This is a genomic window from Serratia sp. TSO36 (assembly GCF_057808395.1).
Genome location: NZ_JBJZOU010000023.1, coordinates 81,872 through 105,477, shown reverse-complemented (window position 1 = coordinate 105,477; position 23,606 = coordinate 81,872). Strand labels below are relative to the sequence as shown.

Genomic DNA, 23,606 nt, shown 5'->3' with positions numbered 1-23,606 from the left:
GAGGCCGCTCGATTAAGGGGAAACCCATATCATAAATGAATAGACTACGGCTAAATAGATATTTTCCACCCGATTCAGCGTGCGGCACTATGGCGTTATCTGCCGTCATTTTCGAATTGGGAATATCGCCATGCCACGCCCGTTGCACGACACCTCCACTGCGTTGAACGCCGCTAACCTGTTGGCCTTGCCGCAGCGTTTCGGCTGCCCGGTTTGGGCCTATGATGCGGACATCATCAGCCAGCGCATTGCTCAGCTGCGCCACTTCGACACTATCCGTTTCGCACAGAAGGCCTGTTCGAACATTCATATTTTGCGCTTGATGCGCGAGCAGGGCGTGAAGGTGGATTCGGTGTCGCTGGGCGAGATCGAGCGGGCGCTGCAGGCCGGTTTTCAGCCGGGCGGCGAACCGAGCGAAATCGTGTTTACCGCGGACGTGTTGGATCATGCCACGCTGGCGCGCGTCAGCGAATTGAAGATCCCGGTCAACGCCGGTTCCATCGACATGCTGGATCAGCTCGGCCAGGTTTCCGCAGGGCACCCGGTGTGGCTGCGCATTAACCCGGGTTTTGGCCACGGCCACAGCCAGAAAACCAACACCGGCGGCGAGAACAGCAAGCACGGTATCTGGTATGCCGACCTGCCGCAGGCGGTGGAGAAAATTCGCCGCTACGGCCTGAAGCTGGTCGGCGTGCACATGCACATCGGTTCCGGCGTCGATTACCAGCATCTGGAGCGCGTCTGCGATGCGATGGTGCAGCAGGTGATCGATCTCGGTCATGATATCAGCGCCATTTCCGCCGGAGGTGGCCTGTCTATCCCGTACCAGTACGGCGAAGAGGCGATCGATACCGAACACTATTTCGGGTTGTGGAACCGGGCGCGTGAACGCATCGCCGCGCATCTGGGGCATCCGGTGCAGCTGGAGATCGAACCTGGGCGTTTCCTGATGGCGGAAGCGGGCGTCTTGGTGGCCGAGGTGCGGGCGGTAAAAGACATGGGCAGCCGCCACTTCGTGCTGGTGGACGCCGGTTTTAACGATCTGATGCGCCCGGCAATGTACGGCAGCTATCACCATATTTCGCTGTTGCCGGCCGATGGGCGCGACACCTCGCGGCAAGCGCTGCGCGAGACGGTAATTGCCGGGCCGCTGTGCGAATCCGGCGACGTGTTCACCCAGCAGGCGGGCGGCGGCGTGGAAACCCGCGAACTGCCGCCGGTGCAGATCGGCGATTATCTGGTGTTCCACGACACCGGCGCCTACGGCGCATCGATGTCCTCCAACTACAACAGCCGCCCGCTGTTGCCCGAAGTGCTGTTCGAAAACGGCGAGCCGCGGCTGATCCGCCGCCGCCAGACCATCGAAGAGCTGATCGCGCTGGAGCTTATCTGATAAGCGGGCGGGCGCCTTGCGCTCGCTTCACAGCGTCATGCGGCGGTGTTGGCCATTGGGCAATTGCACATCCAGCGACAGCGTGCCGCCCATGGCCTCGATATAGCGTTTGAGCGACGACAGCTTTATTTCGCTGCCGCGCTTTTCCAAATTGGCGACGGAGGGTTGGCTGATGCCGAGCCGCTTCGCCAATTCAACCTGAGAGACCGCCAGCTCTTCCCTCAGCATCGCCAGCCGCAGCTCGAAAATTTCCTGATCCGCTTTTTGCCTGGCGGCGGCAACGACGGCGGGATCGAGTTTATCGATCAGTTGGGATAAAGGTTTGGCCATCTGCACTACCTCCGGGTTGCCAGATAATGTGAAAACTCCATGGCGGCGATGGGCAACATGCGCTGGTAAAAGCGTTGGTCGCCGGTTTTATCGCCACCGCACAGCAATACCGCTTGCCGCTGTGGGTCAAAGGCGAAAAACACCCTGAAAGGGCGCCCGCGGTGTTGAACGCGCAGCTCCTTCAACTGCCGGACCGCGTCGGAAAAATACAGCGTATCGGCATGCGGCCGCGTCAACTGCGGGCCGAACGTCTGCAATTTGAAGATCGCCGCCAGGATGCTTGTTTGCTGGGCGTTGTTCAGCGCTAAAAACCAGTCGTCGAACCGTTCGACGGTCACCACTTGCCACATGACGCGCTCCGAATATAGCGTTTATGCTATATAGTGTAAAGGTTATTGTGCCAACAATATGCACGAACGCTGGGAGCGGAAAAAATCCAAAAGCGGGAAATGCGGCGGGCTGCGCAATATGAACGCACGGGTGATGGCTCCACCCATGCGGCGGCGCGAATTACGGCTGTTCGTGCGCGTTGTTGAGGGTGGCGACCGAGTGGCGGCGCACCAGCGTCGGGCTGAACATGTTGGTGATTTCCGGCAGCGGTTGACGATTGGCCAAGGCCAGGGCCAGTTCCGCCGCCTGGGTCGCCATCGCCACGATCGGGTAGCGAACGGTGGTCAGGCGCGGCCGCAGGTAGCGCGAAATCAGTACGTCGTCGAAACCGATCAGCGACATTTGCCCCGGTACGTCGACGCTGTTGTCGCTCAGCACCGAAAGCGCGCCGGCGGCCATCGGATCGTTGTAGCAGGTAACGGCGGAGAAAGAGCGGCCGCGGCCGAGCAATTCGGTCATCGCCTGTTCGCCGCCGATCTCGTCCGGTTCGCCGTAGGCGATCAGCTTTTCATCCACCGCAATGCCGTGCTCCTGCAGAGCGTCGAGATAGCCTTGCAGGCGATCGGTGGCGTCGGAAATCTGGTGGGTGGAGCAGATGATGGCGATGCGCTGATGCCCTTGCTGGATCAGATGACGGGTCGCCAGCCAGGCGCCGTAGCGATCGTCGAGCGCCACGCAGCGCGTTTCAAAACCCGGCAGCGTGCGGTTGATCAGCACCATGCCCGGGATCTGCTGCATCCAGCCGCCAAGTTCCCGATCGCTCAGACTTTTGGCGTGCACCACCAGCGCCTCGCAGCGATGTCGCACCAGCTGTTCAATCGCCTGACGCTCTTTTTCGGCGTCGTGGTAACCGTTGCCAATCAGCAGAAAATTGTGGGTGGCGTAGGCCACCTGCTCGACCGCTTTGACCATCGCGCCGAAGAAGGGATCGGAAACGTCGGAGACGATCAGGCCCAGCGTTTCGGTGGACTGCTGCGCCAGCGCCCGTGCGTTGGCATTGGGGTGATACTGCAGCTGTTCCATGGCGGCCAGCACCGCGGTGCGCGACCCTTCGCTGGCCTTGGGGGAATTGTTTATCACGCGGGATACCGTGGCCACGGAAACACCCGCCAGCCTGGCAACATCCTTTATCGTAGCCATATCAGTCAACACATCCTGGGTAATCGCTTACATCCCCCAGTTTTGCGGAAAAAAACCGGGGCTGCAAGCGGTGTTGTGCGCAACTTGTGGCGGCCGTTGCAGAATCTTTTCGCGGCTGCGCGCATAACCGTCGGCCGCCGAACGATAGCGCAATTTGTACGTTGGCACTGGCGACGGGCTGAGGTAACGTCTGTGCATTCCGATTTGCGCCGAGAACGCCATGTCCATTAAACGCTATCCGCAGCTCGCCCATTGGGGCGCCTATACCGCCGTGGTTGAAGACGGCCGGCTTATCCGCTGTGAACCCTTCGCCGACGATCCCGACCCTTCGCCGTTGCTCGATTCCATCGTACCGATGGTTTACTCCGACAAACGTATCCGCAAGCCGGCGGTGCGCCGCTCGTGGCTGCAAAAGCGCGAGGGCAGCGACCGTACGCTGCGCGGCAGGGAAGATTTCGTCGAAGTGGACTGGGAACTGGCGCTCGATTTGGTGGCGCAGGAGAATCGCCGGGTGCGCGATCGCTACGGCGCCTCCGGGCTGTTTACCGGCTCTTATGGCTGGTCGTCGGCCGGGCGCTTGCATCATGCGCGCTCGCTGGTGCGACGGTTCTATTTCAGCGGCGGCGGCGGGGTCGATCAGCAGGGCAACTACAGCTGGGGCGCGGCGCAGTTTTTCCTGCCGTATGTGATCGGCACTTTCTCGCCGTTGACCGGGCGCGTCACCAGTTGGCCAAGCGTGGTGGAGCATTGCGAGCTGTTTGTGGCGTTTGGCGGGCTGGCGCTGAAAAATGCCCAGGTCTCTTCCGGCGGCGCGGCGGAGCATGCGCTCAAGCCCTGGCTGCAAAAGCTGGCGCACAAGGGCACGCCGGTTGTCAACATCAGCCCGATGCGCGACGACTGCTCCGGGTTCGTCAACGCGGAGTGGATCCCGATCCGGCCGAATACCGACGTGGCGCTGATGCTGGCGCTGGCTTACGAAATTCAACGGCTGGGCGCGCAGGACGAAGCCTTCCTGCACAGCCACTGCGTGGGCTATCAACAGTTGGCGGATTACCTGAACGGCGTGAGCGACGGCGTGGCGAAAACGCCGGCCTGGGCCAGCGCCATTACCGGCATTCCGGCGGCGCGCATCGCCCTGCTGGCGCGGCAGCTGATCGGCGTGCGCAGTTTTATCACCTGTTCCTACTCCGTACAGCGCGCGCACCGCGGCGAGCAACCCTATTGGATGATGATCGCGCTGTCGTCGATGTTGGGCCAGGTGGGCCTGCCGGGCGGCGGCTTCTCGTTCGGCCACGGCTCGATGAACGGCGTCGGCAACCCGCGCGTGGACACCCCCGCGCCGACCATGCCGGTAGGGGAAAACCCGGCCGGGCTGGCGATCCCGGTGGCGCGCATCTGCGACATGCTGCTGCACCCCGGCGAAACCTATCAATTTTGCGGCGAGACGCGGCAGTACCCGGATATTCACCTGGTGCACTGGGCCGGCGGCAACCCGTTCCATCACCATCAGCAGTTGAATCGGCTGGTGGAGGGCTGGCAGAAGCCGGATACGGTGATCGTACAAGATATCTGGTGGACGGCGGCGGCCAAAATGGCGGATATCGTGTTGCCGGTCACCAGTTCGCTGGAGCGCAACGACATCGGCGGCTCCTCGCGCGATCGCTACGTGCTGGCGATGCATCAGGCGATTGTGCCGCAGCATCAGGCGCGCAACGATTTCGATATCTTCGCCGATCTGGCGGAGCGCCTGGGCTATCGCGAGCGCTTTACCGAAAACCGCGGCGAGCGGGCCTGGATCGAAGATATCTATCGGCAATGCGGCGCGGCGCAGCGGCGCGCCGGCGTCGCCTGGCCCGAGTTTGAGGATTTTTGGCGCCGAGGCTATGTCGAACTGCCCGCGCCGGCCAAGGAGTTCGTATTTTTTGACGCGTTTCGCGCCGATCCGCAGGCTAACCCGCTTCAGACGCCCAGCGGCAAGATCGAACTGTTCAGCGAGCGGATCGCCGGTTATCGCTACGAGGATTTCGCTCCGCATCCGCAGTGGCGGCCGCCGGTCGAGTGGCTGGGGGCGCCGCAGGCCAAAACCTGGCCGCTGCATCTGATCTCCATTCAACCGAGCGATCGTCTGCACAGCCAGATGGATCCGGCGCCGCTGGCGCAGGGCAATAAGACCGCCGGGCGCGAAACCCTGTATATGCATCCGGAGGACGCGGCGCAGCGCGGCGTGGCGGACGGCGCCGAAGTGCTGGTCAGCAATGCGCGCGGCGGCTGTCTGGCGGGGGCCTCCCTCACCGACGGCGTGACGCGCGGCGTGGTGCTGATGGCGACCGGCGCCTGGTTCGAGCCGGGTTACGACGCGCAGCGCCGGCCGGTCGAGCAGGCGGGCAACCCGAACGTGCTGACGCTGGATATCGGCACCTCGCCGCTGACGCAGGGGCCGAACGCCATGAGTTGCCTGGTGGAAGTCAGCGCGCGATGAGCGAAGGTTTCACGTCGGGATCACCGGCTCGCCGTCGCGGCTGTATTTATTTTTTCGCCGCTGCGGGAAGGTTTAAGTTTCATTGAGTTATTACAGCAGATCGCGGGAAATTTACAGCTGGTTGCATTTGGAGCAGAACTCTTGCGATTCGCCGGTAGTTTCCTGCACGCCATCTCTCTAGAGTAGGTGATCCCAGAGGTATTGATTGGTGAGAAATCAGCATACTCTGTATGTTGAAGCCATTTTCAATTGCACCAACCTACGCGGATGCGTAGGTTTTTTTTTGCCTGCCATATAGTATTCTTTTCCCTACAACGATTTACGCCTCCATGGCCAAGGGAGAAGGGCATGATCTTTTCACTGCTGCGCGCGCTGTTTCGCCTGCTGTTTCGGGTACGGGTCGAAGGGGACGTTCAGCACTTCGAGCGGCAAAAACTGCTGATTACGCCGAACCACGTCTCTTTCCTCGACGGCGTGCTGCTGGCGCTGTTCCTGCCGATTAAACCGGTGTTTGCGGTTTACGCCAGCATCGGCGAGAGCTGGTTTATGCGCTGGCTGCGGCCCTACATTGATTTCGTCTCGCTCGATCCCACCAAGCCGATGGCCATCAAGCAACTGGTGCGCATGGTCGAGCAGGGGCGGCCGATCGTGGTGTTCCCTGAAGGGCGCATCACCGTGACCGGCGCGCTGATGAAAATCTACGACGGCGCGGCGTTTATCGCTGCCAAATCGGGCGCCACCGTGGTGCCGGTGCGGATCGACGGCCCCGAGTTCAGCCCGTTCGGCCGCATGGCCGGGGTGTTCAAGATCCGCTGGTTCCCGCAAATCAGCATCCGCATCTTGCCACCGACCACGCTGCCGATGCCGGAAGCGCCGCGCGCGCGTGAACGCCGGGCGCTGGCGGGCGATCGGCTGATGCAGATCATGATGCGGGCGCGAATGGATACGCGCGAACCGCAGACGCTGTTCCATGCCTTGCTGGCGGCGCAGCACCGCTACGGGCGCCGCAAGCCCTGTATCGAAGACATCGCTTTCAAAGAAGACAGTTACCAGACGCTGATCAAGAAATCGCTGGGCGTCAGCCGCATTCTGCAGCGCTTTACCGCCGAAGGGGAACACGTCGGGCTGCTGTTGCCGAACGCCACCATCACCGCGGCGGCGATCTTCGGCGCTTCGCTGCGTAACCGCATTCCGGCGATGCTCAACTACACCGCCGGCGCCAACGGCCTGAACAGCGCGATGCTCGCCGCCGGCATCAAGACCATCGTCACCTCGCGCCAGTTTCTGGAGAAGGGCAAGCTGACCCACCTGCCGGAGCAGGTGACGCAGGCCAACTGGGTGTATCTGGAAGATCTGAAAGACACCGTTACGCTGGCGGACAAGCTGTGGATTTTGCGGCACTTGCTGCAGCCGCAGCGCGCGGCGTTGCCGCAACGCCCAGAGGACGCGGTGCTGATCCTGTTCACTTCCGGTTCCGAAGGCCACCCCAAGGGCGTGGTGCATTCGCATGCCAGCCTGCTGGCTAACGTAGAACAAATTCGCACCATCGCCGACTTCACGCCGCGCGACCGTTTCATGTCGTCGCTGCCGCTGTTCCACTCGTTCGGCCTGACGGTGGGGCTGCTTACGCCGCTGATCACCGGCAGCCGCATTTTCCTCTACCCCAGCCCGCTGCACTATCGCGTGGTGCCGGAGCTGGTGTATGACCGCAACTGCACGGTGCTGTTCGGCACGGCGACCTTCCTCAACAACTATGCGCGCTTCGCGCATCCGTATGATTTCGCCCGCCTGCGCTACGTGGTGGCCGGCGCGGAGAAACTGGCGGACAGCACCAAACAGATCTACCAGGACAAATACGGCATCCGCATTCTGGAAGGCTATGGCGTGACCGAATGTGCGCCGGTGGTGTCCATTAACGTGCCGTTGGCGACCAAGGTGGGCACCGTCGGCCGCATCATGCCGCAGATGGAGGCGCGCCTGATTGCGGTGCCGGGCATCGATAACGGCGGCCGCCTGCAGCTGAAGGGGCCGAACATCATGAAAGGCTATCTGCGGGTTGAGCGCCCCGGCGAGCTGGAACCGCCGGCGGCGGAAGATGCGAACGGCGTGCTGCAGCTGGGCTGGTACGACACCGGCGATATCGTCAGCCTGGATGAGCAGGGCTATTGCACCATTCGCGGCCGCGTGAAACGCTTCGCCAAGCTGGCGGGCGAGATGGTGTCGCTGGAGAGCGTCGAATTGCTGGCGCAACGGCTGTCGCCGGAAAAAATGCATGCCGCCACGGCCAAAGGCGACAGCAGCAAAGGCGAGGCGCTGGTGCTGTTCACCACCGATCCCGCCATCACTCGTGAAGCATTGCTGCGGGTGGCGCGTGAGCTGGGCAGCCCGGAGCTGGCGGTGCCGCGCGATATTCGCCTGTTGAAAACGCTGCCGGTGCTCGGCAGCGGCAAACCCGATTTCGTCACCCTGCGTCATATGGCCGAACAGCCGGAGAGTGCCCGATGAATCCTTCGACCGAGTCCCCTTTGCTGTCACGCGGCATGATCGCCGTCATCAGCGCGCAGTTCCTCTCGGCGTTCGGCGATAATGCGTTGCTGTTCGCCACGCTGGCGTTGATCAAGCAGCAGCTGTATCCGGACTGGAGCCAGCCAATCCTGCAGATGGCCTTCGTCGCCACCTACATCATCCTGGCGCCGTTCGTCGGCCAGGTGGCCGACAGCTTTGCCAAAGGGCGGGTGATGATGTTCGCCAACGCCTTAAAATTGGCGGGGGCGTTAGTGATCTGTTTTGGGGGAAACCCGTTCCTCGGCTACAGCCTGGTCGGGGTGGGAGCCGCCGCGTATTCGCCGGCCAAATACGGCATTCTGGGCGAGATCACCAGCGGCGAGAAGCTGGTCAAGGCTAACGGCCTGATGGAGGCCTCGACCATCGCCGCCATTCTGACCGGTTCGGTGGCCGGCGGCATTCTGGCGGACTGGCATGTGGTGGCGGCGCTGGCGGTCTGCGCCTTGGTTTACGCGGGGGCGGTGGTCGCCAACCTGTATATTCCGCGTCTGGTGGCGGCGCGCCCGGGAGCTTCCTGGCGCCCGCGGGCCATGACGAACAGCTTCTTTACCGCCTGCGTCACGTTATGGCGCGATGGGCAGACGCGTTTTTCCTTGATCGGCACCAGCCTGTTCTGGGGGGCCGGTGTGACGCTGCGTTTTCTGCTGGTGCTGTGGGTGCCGGTGGCGCTCGGCATCGCCGATAACGCCACGCCGACGCTGCTGAACGCCATGGTAGCCGTCGGTATCGTGGTGGGAGCCGGCGCCGCCGCGCGCTTTGTCACGCTGAAGACGGTGAAGCGCTGCATGCCGGCCGGGATCCTGATCGGCGTTGCGGTCGCGGTATTCGCGCTGCAAACCACCATGCTCAATGCCTATGTCTTGTTGGCGATCATCGGAATGCTGGGGGGCTTCTTCGTGGTGCCGCTCAATGCGTTGCTGCAGGAGCGGGGCAAGCATTCAGTCGGTGCCGGCAATGCGATCGCGGTGCAAAACCTGGGTGAAAACGCCGCCATGTTGCTGATGCTGGCGCTGTATTCGCTGGTGGTGAAGCTGGGCGTGCCGGTGGTGGGTGTCGGCGTAGGGTTTGGCGTGGTGTTTGCGCTGGCGATTAGCGCGCTATGGTGGTCGCAACGGCGGTGAAACGGGGCGCAGCCAGGCTGCGCCCTTGCTGTATTAAGGCGCCGGAATGGTAAACCGGGTATGGATTTCTTCGAGCGCCTGCAGTACGTCTTCATCCAATACCACATCGAGGCTGTCGATGTTGATTTTCAACTGATCCACCGTGGTGGCGCCCAGCAGGGTGCTGGCGACAAACGGCTGTTGACGCACGAAGGCCAACGCCATCTGCGAAGGATCCAGCCCGTGTTTTTTGGCCAGCGCCACGTACTCGGCGATCGCCAGCTGGGTTTGCTGACCTGAATAACGGTTGAAGCGGGTGAACAGCGTATTGCGCGCACCGGCCGGTTTTGCGCCATTGAGGTATTTACCGCTCAGGGTACCGAACGCCAGGCTGGAATAGGCCAGCAGTTCCACCCCTTCGTGCTGGCTGATCTCGGCCAGGCCAATCTCAAAGCTGCGGTTCAGCAGGCTGTACGGGTTTTGAATCGACACGATGCGCGGCAGCTCGTGTTTCTCCGCCAGCTGCAGGTAGCGCATCACGCCCCAGGGCGTTTCATTGGAAACCCCGATATAGCGGATCTTGCCGGCGCGCACCTGCTCGGTCAGCGCCTCCAGCGTTTCCAGCAGCGTGACCGTGGCTTTGTCGTCGGTGTATTGATAGTTGAGTTTGCCAAAACAGTTGGTGGCGCGCTGCGGCCAGTGCAATTGGTAGAGATCGAGATAATCGGTATTCAGCCGCTTGAGGCTGGCGTCCAGCGCGGCGCGGATGTTTTTGCGATCGAGCGCCTGCTGCGGGCGAATGCTGCTGTCGGTGCCGCGCACCGGGCCCGAGACTTTGCTGGCCAGGACGATTTTTTCGCGATTGCCGCGCGCCTTGAGCCAGCTGCCGATATAGCTTTCGGTCAGGCCCTGGGTTTCCGGACGGGGCGGCACCGGGTACAGTTCGGCGGTGTCTATCAGGTTGACGCCTGCGGCCAATGCATAGTCCAGTTGCGCATGGGCGTCGGCTTCGCTGTTCTGTTCGCCAAAGGTCATGGTGCCCAGTCCCAGCACGCTCACTTCTAAAGAACTGTGGGGAATACGGTGGTATTGCATTAACGGCCTTCCTTTCTTGTTAGCGCTTACGGGCCGCGCGGCCCGGTGAAACAGGAGCCCAATGTCAGAAGACGGCGCAGAGTCCGTCAGGCGGCGATGTCGCCTTTCCTGACTATAACCAAGCGGTGAAGATGGGGGAAGCGGATTCCGTGCGGACGCGAATGGGGGCTACCGCGCTTGAACGGGCGATAGCCGGCGGGCGGTGATTAGCGTTCGATAACCTGAGAAACTTGATCGCCGTTGATCTGGCGCTGGTTGCCTTTCTCGTCTTTATAGCTGATGAGGCCGGTATCTTCATCGATCTCCGGTTTGCCTTGCGTCAGGATCATGTTGCCGTCTTTGGTCGCCATCACGTAGTCGCTGGAACACCCCGCCAGGCCAGCCACCATCACCAGCGCAGACACTGCCATTACCCACTTTTTCATCCTGCGGATCCTCGATTATGCAGAAAATAATGTTCTTTCAAGATTAGCAAACTCTCGGCGAAGCGCGTCTCAGATAAGTCTTTATCTGATAAGAAAAAGTGAAATGAGAGGTCAACAAAGTGATGAAAGCCGCCAATGGCGGCTTTCATATAGATAGCGTTATTCCGGCGCGCGATTTTTTTTGCTGCGCATCAGATTGAGCGCTTCTACCGACATCGAGAAGAACATGGCGAAGTAGATGTAGCCTTTTGGCACGTGCACCTGGAAGCTTTCCAGCATCAGCGTGAAGCCCACCAGGATCAGGAACGCCAGAGCCAGCATTTTCACCGATGGATGGCGGTTGACGAATTCGCCGATCGGTCGGGCAGCGAACATCATCACGCCGACGGCGATCACCACTGCCGCCATCATGATGAACAGATGGTCGGAAAGGCCCACGGCGGTAATCACCGAATCCAGGCTGAAGATAATATCCAACAGCATGATCTGCACGATCGCGCCGAAGAAGCTGTGCACCTTGGTGTGGTGCTCTTCTTCCGACCCTTCGATGGTTTCGTGGATCTCTTTGCTGGCTTTCCAGATCAGGAACAGCCCGCCCAGCAGCAGGATCAGATCGCGAGCGGATACGCTGTGCTCCATCACGGTAAACAGCGGATGGGTCAGGCGAATCACCCAGGCGATGGAAGCCAGCAGCGCCAGGCGCATAAGCATGGCGGCGGCCAGCCCGATCCGGCGAGCTTTGTTCTGTTGCGCTTTGGGCAGCTTGGCCACCACCAGCGACAGAAAAATGATGTTATCAATACCCAGTACGATCTCAAGAATGGTTAGCGTGCCTAACGCTAACCAGGCATTGGGATCCATAATCCATTCGAACATTGCTCGACACACCTTATTAATACTTAATAAATGCAAAGCGTGAATTATACGCGTTTATCATGGCGCTGATAGGGGCAGCTAAACCAGAGTTAAACGAAATCGCTTAGATTGAGAAATGTCTTGCCAGCAGCGTGCCGGTAAAACTCTTTTTCAGATAGAAGCCGCGCGGCAGCGTCATGATCGGTTGCCCTTGTTCGCCGATGGCTTCGGTGAGCGCCTTGCTGTTAGCCGCTTTGGGGCGCAGCTGCAGCACTTCGCCGTGGCGTGCGGTGATGCGCTCTACGTGGCCGAGCACGATCAGATCCATCAATTCTTCCCAATCGCGGCGCAGCATTTCGTCTTCTGCCGCGCTTGGGCTCCACAGCAGCGGCGAACCGACGCGGCGTTCGGCCAACGGGATCTGGCGTTCGCCTTCTACCGGTATCCACAACACGCGCGCCAGCTTGTAGCGAACGTGGCTGTTGGCCCAGGTGACGCCGCTGTTGCCGGTGAGCGGAGCGACGCAGACAAAAGTGGTTTCCAGCGGTTTGCCGGCGGCGTCGACAGGAATGGTTTTCAGCTCGATGCCCAGCTCGGGAAAGTCCTGCTCCGGTTTGCTGCCGGCCATGGCGCCGAGATACAGCTCCAGCAGCATGCCTACCCAACCTTTATCGCGTTTCAGATCCTTGGGGATCGGCAGCTGCGCGCGAGCGGCCAGTTCGCCAAAGCTGGCGCCGGCCAGCGCCTGAGCGCGCTCGAACAGCTGCCGTTCATTTTCCGGCGGGGGCGGCAAAGGGGATAAAAACGCCATAAATCAAGCCTGTCTAATTTGGTTGAAAAACGTACTGCAATTATGCACGGTGAGCGATAACCGCCATCGCTTGGGGAAAAGAATAATAGTAGCATGATTTTACATGACTTTTTTCCATTCTTGGCGTGGTGGACAATGCACTGGCGAGGCTTGTTCACCTGAAGCCACCGACAATAAACAGGATCTTACACCTATTTATCCACAGATTTTTGGGATAACCCAAATTTTTGCCGATCACTGGTTCAATTTACAGCCTTGACTCGGGCGGTTTTTTACGAATTTGTCCGTTTTGTGCGTAACTTGCCCAGATAATCTGTGGATAAAAACGACGTTGGTGGATCTTTCGCCAGGGTAAGATCCTTACCGTGCACAGATCACATTTTTGCCCTGTATATAACGATGCGTTAATACATAATTGTATGTTTTTAAAATAAATATGCGTTTTTAGTGTTGAGGGGGGATTTTAGGGGTTAAGAGTTTTACCGGCTTATTCCTCGAGTTCTGCACACACCTATCCACAGAAAAAGTGAATAAAACCGGTCTGAAAGGCTAGGGTATGTTTATAACTTTGCCTATATCTGTGAGTTATCCCAATGTTATTCGGCCCGCAGCGCCGTAAAGCAGTGGTTTACCGCCTGTAGCTTGTGTGAAACAATCAGGACATCTATGCGAATTTAAGCTTATCGAGGTAGTCCGGTGATCGATGATGATGGCTACCGCCCGAATGTTGGTATCGTAATCTGTAATCGTCAGGGGCAGGTCTTATGGGCCCGCCGTTACGGTCAGCACTCCTGGCAGTTTCCCCAAGGTGGGATTAACCCTGGCGAAACTGCGGAGCAGGCGATGTACCGTGAGCTGTTCGAAGAAGTGGGGCTGAGTAAAAAGGATGTGCGCATCCTGGCTTCGACCCGCAACTGGTTGCGCTATAAATTGCCGAAACGTTTGGTGCGTTGGGACACAAAGCCGGTTTGTATCGGCCAAAAGCAAAAATGGTTTTTGTTGCAGCTACTGTGCAATGACGCTGATATCAATATGCAGCGCAGCAGCACGCCGGAGTTCGACGGTTGGCGCTGGGTGAGCTTCTGGTATCCGGTACGCCAGGTGGTGTCGTTCAAACGCGACGTCTACCGCCGGGTGATGAAAGAATTCGCCGTGACCGTGATGCCGATGCAAGAGCAGGCGGCGCCGCGGCAGGCTCCTGCTTATCGCCGAAAGAGAGGTTAAGTTAAGCCGACTATGCTCACGCGCTTGCGAGAAATTGTAGAGAAGGTGGCTGCGGCGGCCAGTCTGACGGATGCGCTGGATCTGCTGGTCAATGAAACCTGTCTGGCGATGGACACCGAAGTGTGTTCCATCTATCTGGCGGACAACGATCGCCGCTGCTACTACCTGATGGCCACGCGCGGGCTGAAAAAGCCGCGCGGGCGCACTATCGCATTGGCGTTTGACGAGGGCGTCGTCGGGTTGGTCGGCCGCAGAGCCGAGCCTATCAACCTGGCCGATGCCCAAAGCCACCCCAGCTTCAAATACGTTCCGCAGGTGAAAGAGGATCGTTTCCGATCCTTCCTCGGGGTGCCGATCATTCATCGGCGCCAGCTGCTGGGCGTGCTGGTGGTGCAGCAGCGCGAGCTGCGCCAGTTCGACGAAAGCGAAGAGTCTTTCATGGTCACCCTGGCCACGCAGATGGCCGGGATCCTGTCACAGTCGCAGCTCAACGCCATTTTCGGCCAGTATCGCCAAACGCGCGTGCGCGCGCTGGCGGCCTCGCCCGGCGTGGCGGTGGCGGAAGGGTGGCAGGACAGCAGCCAGCCTTCACTCGATCAGGTTTACCGCGCGTCGACGCTGGACACCGCCAGCGAGCGCGAGCGCCTGACGCTGGCGCTGGAAGAGGCCGGCGCGGAGTTTCGCCGCTTCAGCAAGCGTTTTGCCGCCAGCTCGCAAAAGGAGAGCGCGGCGATCTTCGATCTTTATTCTCACCTGTTAAATGACGCCCGTCTCAAGCGCGAACTGTTCGCCGAAATCGACAACGGTTCGGTGGCGGAGTGGGCGGTGAAACAGGTGATAGAGGCCTTTGCCGAGCAGTTCGCCAAACTGCAGGACACTTACATGCGCGAGCGCGGCAGCGACCTGCGCGCGCTGGGCCAGCGCCTGCTGTTCCACCTCGACGACACCACTCAGGGCGCTACCCAGTGGCCGGCGCGTTTTGTGCTGGTGGCGGATGAGCTGACCGCGACATTGCTGGCCGAAGTGCCGCAGGATCGCCTGGTCGGCGTGGTGGTGCGCGACGGTGCCGCCAACTCGCATGCGGCGATTCTGGTGCGGGCGATGGGGGTGCCGACGGTGATGGGCGCCGACATCCAACCTTCTCTGCTCAGCCAACGGCTGCTGATCGTCGACGGTTATCGCGGTGAACTGCTGGTCGATCCTGAACCGGTGCTGGTGCAGGAATATCAACGGCTGATCAGCGAAGAGCTGGAGCTGAGCAAGCTGGCGGAAGACGACGTCGAGCAGCCGGCGCAGTTGAAAAGCGGCGAGCGCATTCAGGTGATGCTGAATGCCGGCCTCAGCCCGGAACATGAACAGCTGTTGGGCGGCCGGGTAGATGGCGTGGGGTTATACCGCACCGAAATCCCGTTCATGTTGCAAAGCGGCTTCCCCTCCGAAGAGGAACAGGTCGCGCAGTACCAGGGCATGCTGCAGCTTTACCCGAGCAAGCCGGTTACGCTGCGCACTCTGGATATCGGCGCCGACAAGCAGCTGCCTTATATGCCGATCAGCGAAGAGAACCCCTGCCTGGGCTGGCGCGGCATCCGCATCACCCTGGATCAGCCGGAGATCTTTTTGATTCAGGTGCGCGCCATGCTGCGCGCCAACGCCGGCACCGGCAATCTGGGCATTTTGTTGCCGATGATCACCAGCCTGGAAGAGGTCGATGAGGCCAAACGCCTGATTGACCGCGCCGGGCGCGAGGTGGAAGAGGTGCTTGGCTATGCGATCCCGAAACCGAAAATCGGCGTGATGCTGGAAGTGCCGTCGATGATTTTCCTGATCCCGCATCTGGCCGGGCGCGTTGATTTCATCTCGGTCGGCACCAACGATTTGACCCAGTACCTGTTGGCGGTGGATCGCAACAATACCCGAGTCGCCTCGCTGTATGACAGTTTGCACCCCGCGATGCTGCAGGTGCTGAAATTGATCGCCGAGCAGGGGAACGCGGCCGGGTTGCAGCTTAGTCTCTGCGGTGAGCTGGCCGGCGATCCCATGGGCGCGCTGTTGCTGGTGGGCATGGGCTATCGCAATCTGAGCATGAACGGCCGCAGCGTGGCGCGCATCAAATACCTGCTGCGGCATATCGACCTTGCCGACGCCGAAATGTTGGCGCAGCGGGTGTTGAACACCCAGATGACCACCGAAGTGCGCCATCTGGTGGCGGCGTTTATGGAGCGGCGCGGCATGGGCGGGTTGATCCGTGGGGGCCGGTAGCCGCCGCGCGTTGTGATTTTTTTACAGAACTTTTCCCGGCCTGCCGGACCGGACCGCGCTAAGCCTATGTTATGATGCGCAACCTCAGTGCGGCGCAGGCTCGTCGCCTTGCACACCGCAGCGGCCAATGCTGCTGCTTGCAAGACGCGGGACAATCTCCGCCGCCGCTTGGCACCTGCCGCCCCCGCATGGGGAAAAATAACAGACATGTTGTGGTGATAGATGAGCAATAGCTATCTGGCGTTTCCTAAATTTGATCCGGTCATTTTCTCCATTGGCCCGGTTTCTCTGCATTGGTACGGCCTGATGTACCTGGTCGGCTTCGTTTTTGCCATGTGGCTGGCGGTGCGCCGTGCCAACAAGCCGGGCAGCGGCTGGACCAAAGACGAAGTTGAAAACCTGCTCTACGCCGGTTTCCTGGGCGTATTCGTCGGCGGCCGCGTAGGCTATGTGCTGTTCTATAACCTGCCGCTGTTCCTGGATAACCCGCTCTATCTGTTCAAGGTCTGGGATGGCGGCATGTCGTTCCACGGCGGCTTGATGGGGGTGATTCTGGTGATGTTCTGGTTCGCTCGCCGCACCAAACGCACCTTCTTCCAGGTTTCCGATTTTATCGCGCCATTGATCCCATTCGGCCTGGGCGCCGGCCGCCTCGGCAACTTCATCAACGGTGAACTGTGGGGCCGCGTGACCACCGACACCCCTTGGGCGATGCTGTTCCCAAGTTCGCGCAGCGAAGACGTGGCCCTCGCCGCCGCCGATCCTTCCTTGCTGCCGTTATTGAATCAGTACGGCGTACTGCCGCGCCACCCGTCGCAGCTGTATGAACTGCTGCTGGAAGGCGTGGTGCTGTTTATCATTCTGAACCTGTTTATTCGCAAGCCGCGGCCGATGGGCGCCGTCTCGGGCCTGTTCCTGATCGGTTATGGCGCATTCCGCATCATCGTTGAAGCGTTCCGCCAGCCGGATGCCCAGCTCGGCCTGTTCGACGGCGTGATCAGCATGGGGCAGATCCTGTCCATCCCGATGGTGGTGGCCGGTATTATTATGATGATTTGGGCGTACCGTCGTCGCCCGCAGCAACAAATGTCGTGAGGGACAAATGAAACAGTATCTGGATTTGATGAACAAGGTGCTCGCCGAGGGCACCCCTAAAGCCGACCGTACCGGCACTGGCACGCTGTCGATTTTCGGCCATCAGATGCGTTTCAACTTGCAGGAAGGTTTCCCGTTGGTGACCACCAAGAAATGTCATCTTCGTTCGATCATTCATGAGCTGTTGTGGTTCCTGAACGGCGATACCAACATCGCCTACCTGCGTGACAACAAGGTCACCATTTGGGACGAGTGGGCCGATGAAAACGGCGATCTCGGCCCGGTGTACGGCAAACAGTGGCGCGCCTGGGGCGCGGCGGACGGCCGTCAGATCGATCAGCTGAGCAACGTGCTCCAACAGCTGAAGCAGGATCCGGATTCGCGCCGCATCATCGTTTCCGCCTGGAACGTCGGCGAGCTGGATCAGATGGCGTTGGCGCCGTGCCACGCGTTCTTCCAGTTCTACGTCGCGGACGGCAAGCTCTCTTGCCAGCTGTACCAGCGTTCCTGCGACGTGTTCCTCGGCCTGCCGTTCAACATCGCCAGCTACGCGCTACTGGTGCATATGATGGCGCAGCAGTGCGATCTGGAAGTGGGCGATTTCGTCTGGACCGGCGGCGATACCCACCTGTACAGCAACCACATGGAACAAACTCAGCTGCAGCTGACGCGTGAACCGCGTCCGTTGCCGAAACTGGTGATCAAACGCAAGCCGACTTCGCTGTTCGATTACCGTTTCGAAGACTTCGAGATCGAAGGTTACGATCCGCACCCGGCCATCAAGGCGCCGGTCGCGATCTAACCTTAACCGCATCACACCAGGGGGGCAGAGATTGCACCCCTTTTTTTATCCGCATTGCGCACCGCGCCGCATTTTTTTGTCGTCCTCTGCCGTCGTAAATAAAACATTGCGCAGCTTGCCGCAGCGATTACGCATGCGGCTTTACCGCGTTGTGGCGATCCTTACACTGGCGGCATGAAAGACAATACTCTCTCGAATATCGATGATCGCCAGCGTGGCATGACGCTGATTGAGCTGTTGGCGGCGATATTGATCGCCGGCATGCTCACCGGCTGGGGCGTCGGGCAATGGCGTTATCATCAGCAAGCGCTGCGGCTGGAACACACGGCTCAGCAGCTGCTGGCGTTTTTGCTGCGATTGCAGGCGGACGCCAACTGGCGTAACCGCGCGACGCTGCTGTGGTTCAAGAACGGCACGCCCTGGTGTCTGGGCGGTGGCGTGCCGCCGACGGATTGCGCTTCCGCCGAAGGCGCCGTTTTCTCGCCGTTTTATCGTGACGTCGCTTTGAGCGGCTACACCGGCAAAGAGATTGGGTTTTACGGTTTGCGCAATACTGCGCAGGCGGGGCACATCCTTCTCAGCAACGACGCAGGCAGCCTGCGGCTGGTGCTGTCCGCCCGTGGGCGGCTGCGTTTGTGCAGCGAAGGGCAGCGGGTCAGAGGCATTGCGCTATGTTGACTTTAGAACGCGGTTTTACCTTGCCGGAGGTGATGTTGGCGTTGGTCTTCGGCAGCGTGATCGCGCTCGGCGCGGCGAAAACCTATCCGTTGTTGCGCCAGCAAAGCGTGGTCGTCAGCCAGCACTTTCGGCTGGAGTCAACGCTGCGGCAACTGGCGTTCGGCATTGAGAAAGATCTGCGCCGCGCCGGTTTTTGCGCCGGGCAGTGCGCCGGCCGTCCGTTGCTGATCGGTCAGGCATCGGGAGAAGCGGCGGGCAGTTGCGTTATCGTTGCCTACGACATCGCTCGCAGCGGGCAATGGCTCGCTTCGGGCGAGGATGCGGGCTATTTCGGTTACCGGCTGCGCAATGGCGGCTTGGAAGGGCAGCGCGGCGTGAGCCAATGCGATGGCGGTGGCTGGGAGCGGTTGCTCGATTATGACGAAGTGCGCATTGAGCGGTTTCATGTGGCGATCGAGCGGGGCGATCACGGCGCGACCTTGGCTCGCCTGACGCTGGCGGGGCGCTCCGCCAGCGATACGCGTATCAGGCGCAGCCTGAGTGCGAGCGTCGAAATGGCGGCGCTGCCATGAATTGGCGAACCCAGCGGGGCGGTAGCACTCTGGCGGCGGTGATGTTGCTGTTGGCGCTGGGGCTGATGTTGCTTAACGCTCAGCATCGGCAGTTGGATAACGCGCTGTTACTGGCCGCCGATCAGCAGCGTTACCTTCAGGCTTATAATCAGGCCGCTTCGGCGCTGAGTTGGGGCATGAGCCAGCGCTGGCCACGCGCCGAGCTGAGTGCGGCGGCCTGGTTATGCAGGCAGCGCGCGGAACTGACGGCCTGCGCCCGGCTGTCTGCCAGAGCGGGCGTTGTGACGATACGCGGCCTTGGTGAGATGCGCGGCGGTGAACCGCTTTGGCTGTATCAGTGGGGCACCTTTAACGGCGCAGAGACCGCTGGCAAGGTGCAAGCTCAGCCGGGCGGTCGGCTGGATTTTTGCCCAGAGAAAAGGCTGACCGACTGTGACGGCTAACGCTCGGCCAGGGCGGCTATCCCGCAACGGCTTCAGCCTGCCGGAAGTGTTGGTGGCGGCCTTGCTGTTCTCGGTGTCGCTGCTTGGCTTGTTACAGTATCATCAGGTGCTGTTGCAGTCGTTTCAGCGCCAGTGGCACTACCGGCAAGCCTGGGCGCTGGCGCATCAGCAGTTAGAAGCGTTCGCCGTCACCGGGCGGCTCGAGGCCGAATCGCCGCCGGAAGGTTGGCGACGCGAGACGGCGCTTGACGATGCGGAGAGTGATTGCCGCCGATTGACGGTTAGAGTCCAAACGCCACAGCGGCAGTGGGCGGCGCTGAGCCGCTGGTATTGCACCCGCTTTTAAGCCGGTATGTCTTTTGTTTTAAAGGAGCCTTGATGTTCACGGTTTATCATTCCAATCAGCTGGATTTGTTGAAAACGCTGACCAGCGCACTGATAGCCAGAGATCCGTTGGCCGATCCTTTTCAACCGGAAGTGGTGCTGGTGCAGAGCCCCGGTATGGCGCAATGGCTGCAGATGCAGTTGGCGGAACAGTTCGGCATCGCCGCCAATATTGCGTTTCCGCTGCCGGCGACCTTTATTTGGGACATGTTCACCCGGGTGTTGCCGGATATCCCGAAAGAGAGCGCCTTCAGCAAGGACGCCATGACCTGGAAGCTGATGTGGTTGCTGCCGGAGATGCTGACTCAGCCGGCGTTTGCGCCACTGCAGCACTATCTGACCGATGACGGTAACAAGCGCAAGATTCACCAGTTGGCCGGCCGGGTCGCCGACCTGTTCGACCAATATTTGGTTTATCGCCCGCAGTGGCTGGAGAGCTGGCAGCGCGGGGAGCGCATCGACGGCCTGGCGGAGGCTCAGCAATGGCAGGCGCCGCTCTGGGCGCGGCTGGTGGAGTACACGCGCGAGCTGGGGCAGCCGGAATGGCACCGCGCCAATCTGTACAGCCGATTTATCCACGCGCTGGAGCAGGCAAAAACCTGCCCGCCCGGTTTGCCGCCGCGGGTGTTTATCTGCGGTATCTCGGCGTTGCCGCCGGTCTATCTGGAGGCGCTGCAGGCGCTGGGGCGGCATATCGATATCCACCTGATGTTCACCAACCCCTGCCGCTACTATTGGGGCGATATTCAGGATTACGCTTTCTTGGCCCGCTTGCAGAGCCGCAAGCGCCGTCACTACCACCAGGCTCGTGAGCAGGGGCTGTTCCGCGAACCGGATGACGCGGCGCGCCTGTTTGACGCCGAAGGCCAGCAGCAGCTCAGCAACCCGCTGCTGGCCTCTTGGGGCAAGCTGGGGCGCGATCACCTCTATCTGCTGTCGCAGATGGAAGGGGCGCAAGAGGTTGACGCCTTTGTCGATATCCCGGCCGATACCATGCTGCACGCCGTTCAGCGCGACATGCTGGAGCTGGAAGACCATGCGGTGATCGGTATTACCGCGGAAACGCTGGAAAGCAGCTTCAGCAAACGTCCGCTAGATGAGAACGACCGTTCCCTCAGCCTGCATGCCTGCCACAGCCCGCAGCGGGAAGTGGAGGTGCTGCACGATCAACTGCTGACCATGCTGGCGCAGGATCCGTCGTTGACGCCGCGCGACATCATCGTGATGGTCGCGGATATCGACAGCTACACGCCTTACATTCAGGCGGTGTTCGGCAATGCCCCTGCCGAGCGCTACCTGCCGTTCGCCATTTCCGACCGTAAAGCGCGCCAGGCGCATCCCGCGCTGCAGGCGTTCATTTCACTGCTCGATCTGCCGCAAAGCCGTTTTACCTCGGAACAGGTGCTGGCGCTGCTTGAGGTGCCGGCCCTGGCCGCCCGTTTCGCCATTGGCGAAGAGGGGCTGCGCCTGCTGCGCCATTGGGTCGGTGAATCCGGCGTGCGCTGGGGCCTGGACGACGATAACGTGCGCGAACTGGATCTGCCCGCTACCGGCCAACATACCTGGCGCTTTGGCATCACGCGCATGTTGCTTGGCTACGCGATGGACAGCAATGCCGGCGATTGGCAGGGCATTTTGCCTTACGACGAATCGAGCGGATTGGTCGCCGAACTGGCGGGGCAGCTGGCAGACCTGCTGGCGCAGCTCAGCCACTGGCGGCAAATCTTGAGCGAAGCGCGCCCGCTCGAAGCGTGGCTGCCGCTCTGCCGGCAACTGCTGGATGCCTTCTTCGCTGCGGACAGCGACACCGAGGTGGTGCTGGCGCTGATCGAACAGCAGTGGCAGCAGGCCATCAATTTTGGCCTGGCGGCGCGCTATCCCGATGAGGTGCCGTTGACCATTCTGCGGGACGATCTGGCGGCGCGCCTCGATCAGGAGCGCATCAGCCAGCGCTTCCTCGCCGGGCAAATCAACTTCTGTACGCTGATGCCGATGCGTTCCATTCCGTTCAAGGTGGTGTGCCTGTTGGGCATGAACGACGGCGTGTATCCGCGCACGCTGCCGCCGCTGGGTTTCGATCTGATGGCGCAGCAGGTCAAACGCGGCGACCGCAGCCGACGCGATGACGACCGTTATCTGTTCCTGGAAGCGATTTTGTCCGCTCAGCAGCGGCTGTATATCAGTTTCATCGGCCGTTCCATTCAGGACAACAGCCCGCGTTACCCTTCGGTACTGGTCACCGAGCTGCTGGAGTACCTGGAACAAAGCTATTGCCTGCCGGGAGATGAAGAGCTTAGCGCAGACGACAGCGCCCGGCGGGTTGGTGAGCACTTGCTGAAGTGGCACGCGCGCATGCCGTTCGCCGCCGAGAACTTCTTGCCTGGCTCGGAGGATCAAAGCTATGCCGCCGAGTGGCTGCCTGCCGCCGATGGGCGCGGTGCGGCGCATCCGGCGTTCAACCAGCCGCTGCCCGCCGAAGCGCTGCAGCAAATATCGCTGGATGAACTGCTGCGGTTTTACCGCCATCCGATTCGCGCGTTTTTCCAACTGCGGCTGGGCGTCAGTTTTATCCTGGAAGAGACCGAGCTGCCGGACGAAGAACCCTTCACGCTGGATAACCTCAGCCGCTACCAGTTCAACAGCCAACTGTTGAATACGCTGATCGACGGTGACGATCCCGAACGGCTGTTCCAGCGGGTGCGCGCCGCCGGCGGCTTGCCCTATGGCGCCTTCGGCGAAATTTATTGGCAAAAGCAGCAGGAAGAGATGAGCGAACTGGCCGAGCAGGTGCGTGCGGAACGCGCAGAGAGCCATAGCCTGGAGCTGGATATCGATATCGCCGGCGTGCGCCTCAGCGGCTGGCTGCATCAGGTGCAGGATGACGGCCTGTTGCGCTGGCGGCCCGCGACGCTGTCGGCGGTGGATGGCATATTGCTGTGGCTGGAGCACCTGGTGTACTGCTGCGCCGGCGGCACCGGCGAGAGCCGCATGTATGGCCGCAAGAACTCCGCCTGGCGCTTTGCCGCGCTGGCGCCTGAAGAGGCACAGGCGCAGCTGGCGGAACTGCTGACGGGCTATCAGCGCGGTCTGAGTCAGCCGCTGCTGTTGCTGAACAAGAGCGGCTGGGCGTGGCTGAGTCAGTGCTATCTGCCGGAAACGCAGCAAATCGACTGGGAGGAAGACGCGCAAATCAAGGCGCGCGCCAAATTGCTGCAGGCCTGGCAGGGCGATCAGCGCATTCCCGGAGAAGGGGAAGATCCCTACGTGCAGCGAGTGTTTCGCCAATTGGATAATGAATACTTAGCGCAAATACTGGCCGAAACAGAGCGTTATCTGCTGCCGGTGGCGCGGCATAACCTGGGGTAACAATCACCCGGTGGTGCTGTGCGGCGGTAGGTGGTAAAAATAACGAAGGTTATATTCAACCATTGGGGTCATTCCCGGTCTTACATAACGTACAGGCATATACCCGCCGAGTTCGGGTCGCCATATTGGCGAAGAACCCGGTGAGTACAGATTTGGTTATGTGGTTTTGATGAACGTCGCCACCGTCAGGGAGTGGGCGC

At 60.6% G+C, this 23,606-nt stretch carries 20 protein-coding genes; 13 read left to right on the top strand and 7 right to left on the bottom strand.

The genetic code is table 11. From position 1 onward, the window contains the following. The first annotated feature begins 130 nt into the window (after nt 1-130). Complete coding sequence (lysA, locus tag ACK3CV_RS20275) at nt 131-1,393, top strand: diaminopimelate decarboxylase (RefSeq protein ID WP_033649495.1); 1,263 nt, start codon at nt 131-133, stop codon at nt 1,391-1,393. Nucleotides 1,394-1,420: 27 nt separating this feature from the next. Here the strand turns inward: lysA and ACK3CV_RS20270 are convergent, their stop codons facing one another. The 3 genes from ACK3CV_RS20270 to galR all read right to left on the bottom strand — a co-directional run bounded on the left by ACK3CV_RS20270 (nt 1,421) and on the right by galR (nt 3,253). Further along, the gene (locus tag ACK3CV_RS20270; protein ID WP_004931828.1) at nt 1,421-1,723 is read right to left on the bottom strand and encodes a helix-turn-helix domain-containing protein; all 303 of its coding nucleotides are present in this window, start codon (nt 1,721-1,723) and stop codon (nt 1,421-1,423) included. Nucleotides 1,724-1,728: 5 nt separating this feature from the next. Continuing rightward, a complete protein-coding gene (locus tag ACK3CV_RS20265; protein ID WP_164039853.1) occupies nt 1,729-2,073 on the bottom strand; it encodes a type II toxin-antitoxin system RelE/ParE family toxin in 345 nt (114 codons plus the stop codon). 160 nt (nt 2,074-2,233) lie between these two features. Further along, nucleotides 2,234-3,253 (bottom strand): HTH-type transcriptional regulator GalR, encoded by a 1,020-nt coding sequence (gene galR, locus ACK3CV_RS20260; RefSeq protein ID WP_049194765.1) that lies wholly within the window; start codon nt 3,251-3,253, stop codon nt 2,234-2,236. Nucleotides 3,254-3,473: 220 nt separating this feature from the next. On the opposite strand from galR, the gene ACK3CV_RS20255 reads away from it, so the two are divergent. The 3 genes from ACK3CV_RS20255 (at nt 3,474) to lplT (ending at nt 9,418) form a co-directional block, all read left to right on the top strand. Then, nucleotides 3,474-5,732, top strand: coding sequence for a molybdopterin guanine dinucleotide-containing S/N-oxide reductase (locus tag ACK3CV_RS20255; protein WP_164141271.1), 2,259 nt, complete (start codon nt 3,474-3,476; stop codon nt 5,730-5,732). A gap of 348 nt (nt 5,733-6,080) precedes the next feature. Next, nucleotides 6,081-8,237, top strand: coding sequence for a bifunctional acyl-ACP--phospholipid O-acyltransferase/long-chain-fatty-acid--ACP ligase (gene aas / locus ACK3CV_RS20250; RefSeq protein WP_489009891.1), 2,157 nt, complete (start codon nt 6,081-6,083; stop codon nt 8,235-8,237). After that, nucleotides 8,234-9,418, top strand: a complete 1,185-nt coding sequence (gene lplT, locus ACK3CV_RS20245) for a lysophospholipid transporter LplT (protein ID WP_164039858.1) — start codon at nt 8,234-8,236, stop codon at nt 9,416-9,418. Before aas ends, lplT begins: the two co-directional genes overlap by 4 nt. Before the next feature lie 33 nt (nt 9,419-9,451). On the opposite strand, the gene ACK3CV_RS20240 is transcribed toward lplT, so the two are convergent. The 4 genes from ACK3CV_RS20240 to mutH all read right to left on the bottom strand — a co-directional run bounded on the left by ACK3CV_RS20240 (nt 9,452) and on the right by mutH (nt 12,583). Further along, complete coding sequence (locus ACK3CV_RS20240) at nt 9,452-10,492, bottom strand: NADP(H)-dependent aldo-keto reductase (protein ID WP_033635767.1); 1,041 nt, start codon at nt 10,490-10,492, stop codon at nt 9,452-9,454. A 206-nt stretch (nt 10,493-10,698) separates the two neighbouring features. After that, nucleotides 10,699-10,917: a YgdI/YgdR family lipoprotein gene (locus ACK3CV_RS20235; RefSeq protein ID WP_033635766.1), complete on the bottom strand. Its 219-nt coding sequence runs from the start codon at nt 10,915-10,917 to the stop codon at nt 10,699-10,701. Nucleotides 10,918-11,076: 159 nt separating this feature from the next. After that, on the bottom strand, nt 11,077-11,793 hold the full coding sequence (locus tag ACK3CV_RS20230; protein WP_033635765.1) for a TerC family protein: 717 nt from the start codon (nt 11,791-11,793) through the stop codon (nt 11,077-11,079). Nucleotides 11,794-11,896: 103 nt separating this feature from the next. Continuing rightward, a complete protein-coding gene (gene mutH / locus ACK3CV_RS20225) occupies nt 11,897-12,583 on the bottom strand; it encodes a DNA mismatch repair endonuclease MutH (RefSeq protein ID WP_060429296.1) in 687 nt (228 codons plus the stop codon). A gap of 696 nt (nt 12,584-13,279) precedes the next feature. Between mutH and rppH the strand changes: the two genes are divergently transcribed. The 9 genes from rppH (at nt 13,280) to recC (ending at nt 23,406) form a co-directional block, all read left to right on the top strand. Next, nucleotides 13,280-13,807 carry an RNA pyrophosphohydrolase gene (gene rppH, locus ACK3CV_RS20220; protein ID WP_004931849.1) on the top strand — a complete coding sequence of 176 codons (528 nt, stop codon included), beginning with the start codon at nt 13,280-13,282 and terminating at the stop codon, nt 13,805-13,807. 12 nt (nt 13,808-13,819) lie between these two features. Continuing rightward, nucleotides 13,820-16,066, top strand: coding sequence for a phosphoenolpyruvate--protein phosphotransferase (ptsP, locus tag ACK3CV_RS20215; RefSeq protein ID WP_041036509.1), 2,247 nt, complete (start codon nt 13,820-13,822; stop codon nt 16,064-16,066). A 222-nt stretch (nt 16,067-16,288) separates the two neighbouring features. Next, on the top strand, nt 16,289-17,161 hold the full coding sequence (gene lgt, locus ACK3CV_RS20210; RefSeq protein WP_033649501.1) for a prolipoprotein diacylglyceryl transferase: 873 nt from the start codon (nt 16,289-16,291) through the stop codon (nt 17,159-17,161). A gap of 7 nt (nt 17,162-17,168) precedes the next feature. Beyond that, a complete protein-coding gene (gene thyA / locus ACK3CV_RS20205) occupies nt 17,169-17,963 on the top strand; it encodes a thymidylate synthase (protein ID WP_164039862.1) in 795 nt (264 codons plus the stop codon). A gap of 174 nt (nt 17,964-18,137) precedes the next feature. Beyond that, a complete protein-coding gene (locus ACK3CV_RS20200) occupies nt 18,138-18,641 on the top strand; it encodes a prepilin peptidase-dependent protein (RefSeq protein ID WP_049212619.1) in 504 nt (167 codons plus the stop codon). Further along, on the top strand, nt 18,635-19,213 hold the full coding sequence (locus tag ACK3CV_RS20195) for a prepilin peptidase-dependent protein (protein ID WP_041036506.1): 579 nt from the start codon (nt 18,635-18,637) through the stop codon (nt 19,211-19,213). Before ACK3CV_RS20200 ends, ACK3CV_RS20195 begins: the two co-directional genes overlap by 7 nt. Next, complete coding sequence (locus ACK3CV_RS20190; RefSeq protein ID WP_033649503.1) at nt 19,210-19,656, top strand: YgdB family protein; 447 nt, start codon at nt 19,210-19,212, stop codon at nt 19,654-19,656. Before ACK3CV_RS20195 ends, ACK3CV_RS20190 begins: the two co-directional genes overlap by 4 nt. After that, the gene (locus tag ACK3CV_RS20185; protein WP_164039864.1) at nt 19,646-20,002 is read left to right on the top strand and encodes a prepilin-type N-terminal cleavage/methylation domain-containing protein; all 357 of its coding nucleotides are present in this window, start codon (nt 19,646-19,648) and stop codon (nt 20,000-20,002) included. Before ACK3CV_RS20190 ends, ACK3CV_RS20185 begins: the two co-directional genes overlap by 11 nt. A gap of 32 nt (nt 20,003-20,034) precedes the next feature. Further along, nucleotides 20,035-23,406, top strand: a complete 3,372-nt coding sequence (gene recC, locus ACK3CV_RS20180) for an exodeoxyribonuclease V subunit gamma (RefSeq protein ID WP_164039866.1) — start codon at nt 20,035-20,037, stop codon at nt 23,404-23,406. Nucleotides 23,407-23,606: the final 200 nt, after the last annotated feature.

Coding starts and splice junctions, on each gene's coding strand:
- ACK3CV_RS20265 (WP_164039853.1), bottom strand. CDS start 2,073: ATGTGGCAAGTGGTGACCGTCGAACGGTTCGACGACTGGTTTTTAGCG.
- ACK3CV_RS20240 (WP_033635767.1), bottom strand. CDS start 10,492: ATGCAATACCACCGTATTCCCCACAGTTCTTTAGAAGTGAGCGTGCTG.
- ACK3CV_RS20230 (WP_033635765.1), bottom strand. CDS start 11,793: ATGTTCGAATGGATTATGGATCCCAATGCCTGGTTAGCGTTAGGCACG.
- ptsP (WP_041036509.1), top strand. CDS start 13,820: ATGCTCACGCGCTTGCGAGAAATTGTAGAGAAGGTGGCTGCGGCGGCC.
- aas (WP_489009891.1), top strand. CDS start 6,081: ATGATCTTTTCACTGCTGCGCGCGCTGTTTCGCCTGCTGTTTCGGGTA.
- galR (WP_049194765.1), bottom strand. CDS start 3,253: ATGGCTACGATAAAGGATGTTGCCAGGCTGGCGGGTGTTTCCGTGGCC.
- ACK3CV_RS20190 (WP_033649503.1), top strand. CDS start 19,210: ATGAATTGGCGAACCCAGCGGGGCGGTAGCACTCTGGCGGCGGTGATG.
- mutH (WP_060429296.1), bottom strand. CDS start 12,583: ATGGCGTTTTTATCCCCTTTGCCGCCCCCGCCGGAAAATGAACGGCAG.
- ACK3CV_RS20235 (WP_033635766.1), bottom strand. CDS start 10,917: ATGAAAAAGTGGGTAATGGCAGTGTCTGCGCTGGTGATGGTGGCTGGC.
- recC (WP_164039866.1), top strand. CDS start 20,035: ATGTTCACGGTTTATCATTCCAATCAGCTGGATTTGTTGAAAACGCTG.
- lgt (WP_033649501.1), top strand. CDS start 16,289: ATGAGCAATAGCTATCTGGCGTTTCCTAAATTTGATCCGGTCATTTTC.
- lplT (WP_164039858.1), top strand. CDS start 8,234: ATGAATCCTTCGACCGAGTCCCCTTTGCTGTCACGCGGCATGATCGCC.
- ACK3CV_RS20195 (WP_041036506.1), top strand. CDS start 18,635: ATGTTGACTTTAGAACGCGGTTTTACCTTGCCGGAGGTGATGTTGGCG.
- thyA (WP_164039862.1), top strand. CDS start 17,169: ATGAAACAGTATCTGGATTTGATGAACAAGGTGCTCGCCGAGGGCACC.
- ACK3CV_RS20270 (WP_004931828.1), bottom strand. CDS start 1,723: ATGGCCAAACCTTTATCCCAACTGATCGATAAACTCGATCCCGCCGTC.
- ACK3CV_RS20255 (WP_164141271.1), top strand. CDS start 3,474: ATGTCCATTAAACGCTATCCGCAGCTCGCCCATTGGGGCGCCTATACC.
- lysA (WP_033649495.1), top strand. CDS start 131: ATGCCACGCCCGTTGCACGACACCTCCACTGCGTTGAACGCCGCTAAC.
- ACK3CV_RS20200 (WP_049212619.1), top strand. CDS start 18,138: ATGAAAGACAATACTCTCTCGAATATCGATGATCGCCAGCGTGGCATG.